This window comes from Microcoleus sp., assembly GCF_049646505.1.
In the GTDB taxonomy this organism is placed as follows: domain Bacteria; phylum Cyanobacteriota; class Cyanobacteriia; order Cyanobacteriales; family Microcoleaceae; genus Microcoleus.
The window spans coordinates 1-8091 of record NZ_JBARVX010000597.1; the positions used below are offsets into that span (position 1 = coordinate 1).

4 protein-coding genes and 1 pseudogene are annotated in these 8091 nt (G+C 47.4%); 2 read left to right on the top strand and 3 right to left on the bottom strand.

Going from position 1 to position 8091, the window contains the following annotated elements; genetic code table 11:
• Positions 1-236, top strand: a 236-nt coding sequence (locus WBA89_RS27960) for a YebC/PmpR family DNA-binding transcriptional regulator (protein ID WP_424410892.1), incomplete at its 5' end; no start/stop codon positions are given.
• A gap of 214 nt (positions 237-450) precedes the next feature.
• On the opposite strand, the gene WBA89_RS27965 is transcribed toward WBA89_RS27960, so the two are convergent.
• The gene (locus WBA89_RS27965) at positions 451-1053 is read right to left on the bottom strand and encodes a Uma2 family endonuclease (RefSeq protein WP_424410893.1); all 603 of its coding nucleotides are present in this window, start codon (positions 1051-1053) and stop codon (positions 451-453) included.
• 227 nt (positions 1054-1280) lie between these two features.
• A complete protein-coding gene (locus tag WBA89_RS27970) occupies positions 1281-3155 on the bottom strand; it encodes an adenylate/guanylate cyclase domain-containing protein (RefSeq protein ID WP_424410894.1) in 1875 nt (624 codons plus the stop codon).
• 394 nt (positions 3156-3549) lie between these two features.
• Here WBA89_RS27970 and WBA89_RS27975 point away from each other — a divergent pair.
• Positions 3550-4768 (top strand): annotated as a pseudogene (locus WBA89_RS27975) (RNA-guided endonuclease InsQ/TnpB family protein).
• Between the two features lie 85 nt (positions 4769-4853).
• Here WBA89_RS27975 and WBA89_RS27980 read toward each other — a convergent pair.
• A partial coding sequence (locus WBA89_RS27980) for a PAS domain-containing sensor histidine kinase (RefSeq protein ID WP_424410895.1) occupies positions 4854-8091 on the bottom strand: 3238 nt, incomplete at its 5' end.

Below are 8091 nucleotides of genomic sequence, written 5' to 3' on the forward strand. Positions count from 1 at the left end.
TTTTTACAAATGTGGCTAATTTGGAAAAGCTTGCTGAGGTTTTGAAACAACAAAATTTGACAGTTTTGCAGTCAGAAAATCGCTGGATTCCGAGCAATACAGTGGAAATAGAAACTCCTGAAAAAGCCAAATCGCTCCTGAAGTTAATGGACGCGCTCGAAGATTTGGAAGACGTGCAAAGCGTGACGGCTAATGTTGAAATGACCGATGAATTGATGTCTTCGATGATGGTGTAATATCAAATCCGGTTACACCGTCAGGTGATGTTGACTGTTGACTGTTGACTGTTGACTGTTGGCTGAGAAAGGGCGGGCACGGGGGCACTGCCCCTACGGACGGTTGGCTGTTGACGCCGCGAACAGTCAACAGCGAACAGTCAACAGCGAACAGCGAACAGCGAACTCGAATTTACTATTCCGATGAAGAGAGGATTTGATATAACGCTCTAAATCACCAGATTTTTGCCATCCGCAAGACAAATCCCGGTAACTCTGGATCGGCGCTGACAGTTTCAGGATTATCCAAGATTTCAGGTTCGCAATCGGGACGGTAGATGTAGACTTTTCGGTTTTTGCGATCGACTAAAAAGCCGAGCGATACACCGTTGTCAATATATTCTTGCATCTTGTTTTGCAATCCCTTGAGAGTGTCGCTAGCCGATCGCAATTCGATCGCAAAGTCTGGACAAATCGGTGCGAATGAGGCTTTTTGTGCTTCAGTTAAGGCATTCCAGCGCTCTAGTTTAATCCATGAGACATCGGGAGAGCGGGTTGCGACCTTCGGCAAGGTAAAGCCCGCACTGGAGTCAAACGCTTCACCTGTGCCATCTTCTTCTGCCCAGTTCCCCAATTGTAGGGCAATTTTAAGGTTGCGGTTCCCTGTATCTGAAAAAGCTGGTGGCATAATGATAACTTCCCCGCTGGCAGTACGCTCAATTCTCAAATCGCGATTAACCAGACAAAATTCATAGAACTGTTCAACTGTCATCGATTCGATCGCAGGGAAATTGACCGTCAGTGGGACGCCTTCGGTTTGAATTAGCAGCGTCGTCATGGTTTTTCCTCATTTGGTGCAGGCGTGACAGAATACCTTGAACCGATCGTATCTTAGCTTGGCGATCGCAAGTCTTATACCAATTTCATAAAGTTATGCTACTACCGAAAGTTTGACTCCCCCCCTTTACAAGGGGGGGGTTGGGGGGGGTAGATATGTAGCGCTATTTTATGAATTTGGTATTGGCCGATCGCGGTTCGCAGCCTTGTATCCGCTTTCGGGCGGTGTCAATCATATTTTTTGCCTGTCAGCAAATAAGTAATCATGTATCCCTTGCCCTTGATTTGAATTGCGCCGCGCTTCTGAAATGTATATTTATCTTTTAATAGTTCGTAGGTTTCGGTGGTGACTTGAATGCAGCCGGTTATGCCGTGGGATTCCATGCGCGAAGCAATATTTACTGTGTCGCCCCAAAGGTCGTAAATAAACTTTTTTAAGCCGATGACACCGGCAACTACAGGGCCGCTGCTAATCCCGATCCGAATGCTGAAAGGTTCCGAATGCTCTAAACTAAGCAGCCGAATTTCGTGCAGCATATCGATCGCCATATTGGCGATTGCCTCGGCATGATCTTCTCGCGGCGTAGGCAAACCGCCGACAACCATGTAAGCATCACCAATAGTCTTAATTTTCTCTAAACCGTGGCGATCGGCCAAGTGGTCAAAAGCCGAAAAAATATCGTTGAGAACTTGCACCACCGCAGTAGCTGAAATTCTCGACGAAAGCTCTGTAAAGCCCACAATGTCGGCAAACATCACAGTCACTTCCGCAAAACTTTCGGCGATATTGTGTTCGTTGTCCTTCAAACGCAGCGCAATCGCTGCCGGCAAAACGTTCAGCAGCAGTTCCTCGGATTTAACTTGTTCGAGTTCCAACTGTTGGTAAGCAGTCTGTAACTTTTCGGCTTGGCTAATTCTTTCTCGGGCTAGCTTTTCGATTTGGGCGGTGCGGCTCAAAGCAGTCAGCATATATGTCACCGGAATCAGAGTCCACAGCATCCCCATCGTCAGAGTTCCCCAAGAGCGCCAGTGCTTGCGAATCTTGCGAATTTCCGGCGTTGCGGACACGTACAGAGACCACTGGCGACCGCTAATTTTCAGGTTCCTTTGGCAGGCTGTGCGGTCTGGATCTGCATCCTCTTGAATCGGGCAGTTGGAGCGGAACTCTCGTTGTGCCCCAGTCGATGCTGTCAGCACTTGTTGGCTGGCTGATTGGAATATCAACGCAAATTGCTGAATTTGGGTCTCAGGAGCGCGATCTTTGAGAACTGGGTTCCCCCTTGGCGGTAACAGCGGCAGTGCTTCTTGGTTGTCTGAAGCCTCGCTGGCGAGATAAATGGTGAGGTAGTCGGTATTGCGTCCTTTTAAAGAGGTTTGAAAAATATCTTTGCCTCGAAATATGCCCAGAACAAATCCTTGCAGCAGTTGGCGGCGCGATTCGAGGGTAATCGGTTTAGTGCTGTTTTGGTAAATCGGAACTATTACCAGAAGACCGGGTTCCGGGGAATTGCCCTCAGTTAGGCCGATGTAGCTGGTGACCATCATTTCTCCGGTATCGCGCGCTCGATCGATCACCGCGCGGATTTTTGGGGCAGAGGCCAGGTCAAAGCCCAACGCTGTCTCGTTTCCGGCTGTTGGTTCCACGTAGAAAGCCGGGAAGTATTCCGAACGCTGGTCGGCCTTGCGGAGTTCCCCTCGGGGGCCGCGCTCTGTAATCTCAAAGCTGGAGTCGGTTTCGGCTCTGGCTTTGGCTTCGTAGTTGCGCCGCTCGGAATTGGGGACGCGGGGGGCCCAAGCCAGCAGTTGCAGGCTGGGGTGGACGGATAGGGGACGGCCGACAAAGCTGGCAAAAGAGGAACGCTCTACGGCGCTGAAGGCTTTCATGTAGTCGCTGAGGGCGAGAACTGCGTCTAAGTCGGAGTTGATCTGGCGTTCGATGCCGATCGAAATATCGTCAATGCGGCGGTGCATTTCGTAGTCGCGGCGCTTGTCTTCCCAGTCCCAAACCAAGGCAAACGCCAGGGCAGACATTCCCACACCCAAAACGAGCGTCAACCCGGCTGGAATGTAGCGAGACCAGGAGAAAGGTAATTTTTTCAGCATAATTGCCTAGTGAATGAGGGCAGCAGATGAGCGCACCGCTGAATGCGACTAATTTCGGCCTCTGAGTGCGGTTAATTCCACCAGTATCAACAATCAATCACCTGAAAACCTTTGTCTGCAAGGTTTATATCCAAAAGCAGACTTCCCAGGCATTCCCCTGATTGTTGGGGAGTAGAGGTTGGCGCCAGAGCCGCTTCTTCCCCGAATCGTTGCGGGGGTACAGGATGGGTCTGGTCTCAATCGTCAGACAGCAGACAGGTACATTTGAGCTGTTTGTTGACCAAAAGAATGGGATACAAGCCCCGTCCTTATAGGACGGCTTTAATTCGATAAACTCTGGAATTAACGTCAAATATATGGTAGTATAAGATAGCAGCCTGCTCCCGGTCGAACCATGCTAGTTTTTGAGTTCAAAGCCTACGGGAAAAAGCAACAATACCACAAGATCGATGAAGCTATTCGCACGGGGCAATTTATTCGGAATAAATGCCTGCGGTACTGGATAGACAATCGCGGTGTCGGCAGAAAAGAACTGTATAAATATTGCACTCAATTGCGAGCAGAGTTGGGCTTTGTCAAAGACTTGTACAGTCATGCTTGTCAAGCTGCTGTTGAAAATGCCCAACGCGCGACCGATCGGTTTTTCGACAACTGTAAAAACAAAAAGCCGGGTAAAAAGGGCTATCCGCAGTTCAAGAAAAACAGTCGCTCGATCGAGTACAAGGTTGGTGGCTGGAAACTTTCATCATGCCGGAAACGCATTAACTTTACTGATAAGAAAGGTATCGGGATGCTGAAATTAAAAGGCAGTCGAGACTTGCATTTTTATCAGATAGAGCAAATTAAAAGGGTACGGATTGTCCGACGTAGTGATGGGTATTACGTGCAATTCTGTGTCGATGCTCCTCGGAGCGCTCTCAAAGATTGCAAGTCATCCAATCGTGCGGTAGGAATTGATGTCGGAATTAAATACTTTTTGGCTGATAGTGAGGGAGGGATAGTCGAAAATCCTAAATTTTATCGCAAATCAGAAAAGCAATTAAACCGCGCCAACCGGAAAAAGTCCAAAAAGTTCAAAAAGGGTAAACCGCAATCTAATAACTACAAGAAGGCAAAAAATCGGTATGCTCGGAAACATCTAAGAGTAAGTAGGCAGCGAGAAGAGTTTGTCAAGAGAGTGGCACTCCGTTACGTCCAATCTAACGATTTGGTCGCCTATGAAGACTTAAATGTTCAGGGCATGGTAAAGAACCGAAAACTGTCTAAGTCGATTAGTGATGCCGCGATTGTCTAAGTTTCGGACGTGGTTGGATTATTTTGGGAGCGTCTACGGAACAAAAACCGTAGCTGTATCGCCCCACAATACCAGTCAGAATTGCTCGAATTGTGGCAAAAAAGTCAGTAAGTCTCTATCAACTAGAACGCACATTTGTCCGGATTGCGGGTATTCGGCAGATCGAGACACCAACGCAGCAATTAACATCTTGAAACGCGCCCAAAATACGGCGGGGCACGCCGAAATTAACGCTTGGGGAGAGATGCCCTCTAGTTTAGTTGGGGAAACCCTGCTAGGTTATGGCGACTCATTGAACCAAGAATCCCCGTCCTTATAGGACGGGGAGTGTCAAACTAACGGTTTAATTCAAAACCCCGATCGCTCGAGTACCGACGGCAATTGGCAATTAAAAGTTAAATATTTTAAACTTTTAGATGATACGGACGATCGCTCGTGCAAGGAATTTCAATCCAAAATTCCGCTCCCTGTCCGGGCGCTGAGATGCACCGCAGACTTCCCCTATGTTTTTCTACCACAATCTGATGGCTGATGGACAATCCCAAGCCTGTGCCAGACCCGACCGGTTTGGTCGTAAAAAACGGGTCAAATATCCGTTTGCGAACGTCTTCGGTCATTCCCGCGCCGCTGTCGGCGATACAAATGACAATGCGATCGCACTCGCTCAGCTTGCTTTGATTGTGGCTTGTCAACCCGGCTTTTTTCATTTCTGTGCGAATCACGATCGTCCGCGGTTGCGGTTGGTTTTCTACAGCGTCGATCGCATTGCTGATAATATTGAGAAATACCTGGTTTAACAGCCCCGCACAACAGTATGCTTTCGATATTTTTCCGTAATCTTTAATAATTTCAATTTGGTTTTTTTGACTTTCCTGTTCCAATCGGTGCTGCACAATTAACAGAGTGCTGTCAATTCCTTCATGAATATCTGCAAACTTCATTTCCGACTCGTCCAACCGCGAAAAATTCCGCAGCGACAGCACAATTTTACTAATTCTTTCTACTCCTACCCGCATAGAATTGAGCATTTTTGGCAAATCTTCCTTAAGAAAATCTAACTCTATTTCCTTAATTTTTTCAACAATCTGAGGAACTGGGGGCTGGTAGCAGTGCTGGTAGACATTCAAGAGCTCTATTAAATCTTGAAAATAGCTGTGAGTGTGAGAAATATTGCCGTGAATAAAAGTTGCAGGATTGTTGATTTCGTGGGCGATGCCAGCCACCATCTGACCCAGACCAGACATTTTTTCAGATTGAACTAATTGGATTTGAGCGTGTTGTAGCTGTTCGTAGGCTTCTTGCAATTGGGCTGCTTGTTTTCTCAATTGAGATTCGGAAGCTTGGAGCGCTGCGGCGGAAATTTTGCGGTTGGTAATATTTTCAATCATCCCTAAGTTATAAATAGGTTTTCCTTCGCCGTCTCGGATCGCAGTAGATGTCACGTTTACCCAAACAATTTTACCTGTCCCCGCAATCTGGCGGATTTCGATTTGATAGCTCGTAATTTCTCCCCGGTGGAGAGCAGCAGCAACTTGAATGTTTTTTTCATTGTCGGCGGGATGCCCAATTTCTATAAATGTTTTGCCGAGCAATTCGGCTGCGGTATATCCCAGCATTTCGCAGTAAGTTTTATTGACTCGCACTAACTTGTTGTCGTCTAAATTGGCTAAGTAGATACCTATGGGTGCATCTTCAAATATTTTGCGAAATAGTTCCTCGCTGGCCCGGACTTTAGCTTGCAGGGAAAGCCGGCAAGTGATGTCTTCAAACGCCGACAAAATCCCTACAACATTGCCGCCACTGTCATGTAAAGGTATTTTATTTGTATCCAGCGAGCACTGAGTGCCGTCGGCTTGCATTTTGGATTCTATGATGTGATATTCAGGGGTGTTTGTTGCCATGATGCGGCGGTCGCCGGCTCGAAAACTTTCTGTTTCTTCTGGCAGCCAGGGCATATCGAAGTCGGTGAGACCGACGATTTCACTGGGGTGATTGAAACCTGCGAATTTGGCAAAGTTTTTGTTGGCTCCCAAGTAAACTAAGTCTCGATCTTTCCAGGCGATTAACTGAGGGATGTTGTTAATTACCAGCCACAGCATTTTTTGCGAGGTTTGCAAGGCTTCCGTGCGCTGCAGGACGCGCTTTTCAAGTTCTTGATTGGCTTGTTGCAGGGCAATTTTTGACTCGCTCAGGGCAATTTCTGCTATTTTGCGATCGCTAATATCGATTGTCACTCCCTCCCAAATTATATCGCCGTTCGGTTGCAGTTCGGGGCGGGCAATGGCGCGAATCCATTTCAGTTTTCCTGACTGGGTGACGATCCGCCCTTCATATTTCCAAGGTTGTAAATTTTCCCCGGAAATAGCTAGGGATTCTAATAAAGATTTGATGTCGTCTGGATGCACCGCAGACCACATGAAAGCTGCGTTTTTTTTCAGTTTTTCGGGTTCTAATTCGTAGAGTTCCCAACTGCCGGGACTGACATAAGTGAATCGATCGGAACCGTCGGGATGCAGCAAGTATTGATAAATCATTCCGGGCACGTTGGCGGCCATTTTTTGAAATCTGGCTTCGCTTTCCCACAGTGCTGATTCTGCTTGTTTGCGATCGCTAATGTCGATCAACAAGCCGTCCCAAATAATGTCACCTTTTTCGCCGAGTTCTGGTCTAGAAGCCCCGCTAATCCACTTGATGCGATCGCCCGGTAAAACTAATCTGCCTTCCCAGCGCCAAGGTTCTAAAGTTTTAGCCGAGACAGCCACAGATTCGTGAAAGCTTTGCACATCGTCTGGATGAAGCATTTCGATCGCGCCGGCAGCAGAATTTTCGAGCACTTCCGGTTCTAATTCGTAGAGTTCGCGACAGCCGGAACTAACGTAGGGGAATGACGCAGTACCGTCTGCTGCTAACTGAAATTGATAAATCATGCCGGGAAGGTTGGCGGCTAGTTTTTGAAATCTCGCTTCGCTGACTCTGAGTGCTGTTTCTGCTTCTACGCGATCGGTAATGTCGTAAAATGCCGATAAAATTGCTGCTTCGCCGTTAAAATCGATCGATCGCATCGACATTTTTACCCAAAAAGAACTGCCGTCTGCTTTTTTGAGGCAGATTTGTTGGCTGTCGCTAAAGCCCTTTTCTTTAACTAATTCTAGCAATTTATGGCGATCGCTCGCGTTGGCATAAAAGTCGTTTTTTTTGCTGCCGATAAACTTTTGGGAACTCAAACCGAAAGTTTCCCCTAATGCTGGATTTGCGTACAAGATTATGCTGTCTGAGCCGCGGGTTATGAGGATCGGAACGGGAGTCGCAGCGGCGATCGCCCGCAATCTTTCTTCGCTTTCTTCCCTGGCCGTTTCGGCGGCGACTCTTTTAGTAATATCGTTCTGAACTCCGATAAAATGAGTTAATTTTCCCTCGCCATCTAACACGGGGGAAACGGTTAATTCGTTCCAAAAAAAAGTTTTGTCTTTGCGGTAATTTTTGAGAATTACCTTAATTTCTGTTCCCGATCGCAAACTGCTGCGGAGTTTGTCTAATTGGGCGCGATCGGTATCCGGGCCTTGCAAAAAACGGCAGTTGCGTCCCATAACTTCTTCGCTGCTGTAACCGGTCAGTTTTTCAAAAGCAGGATTGCAGTAGATA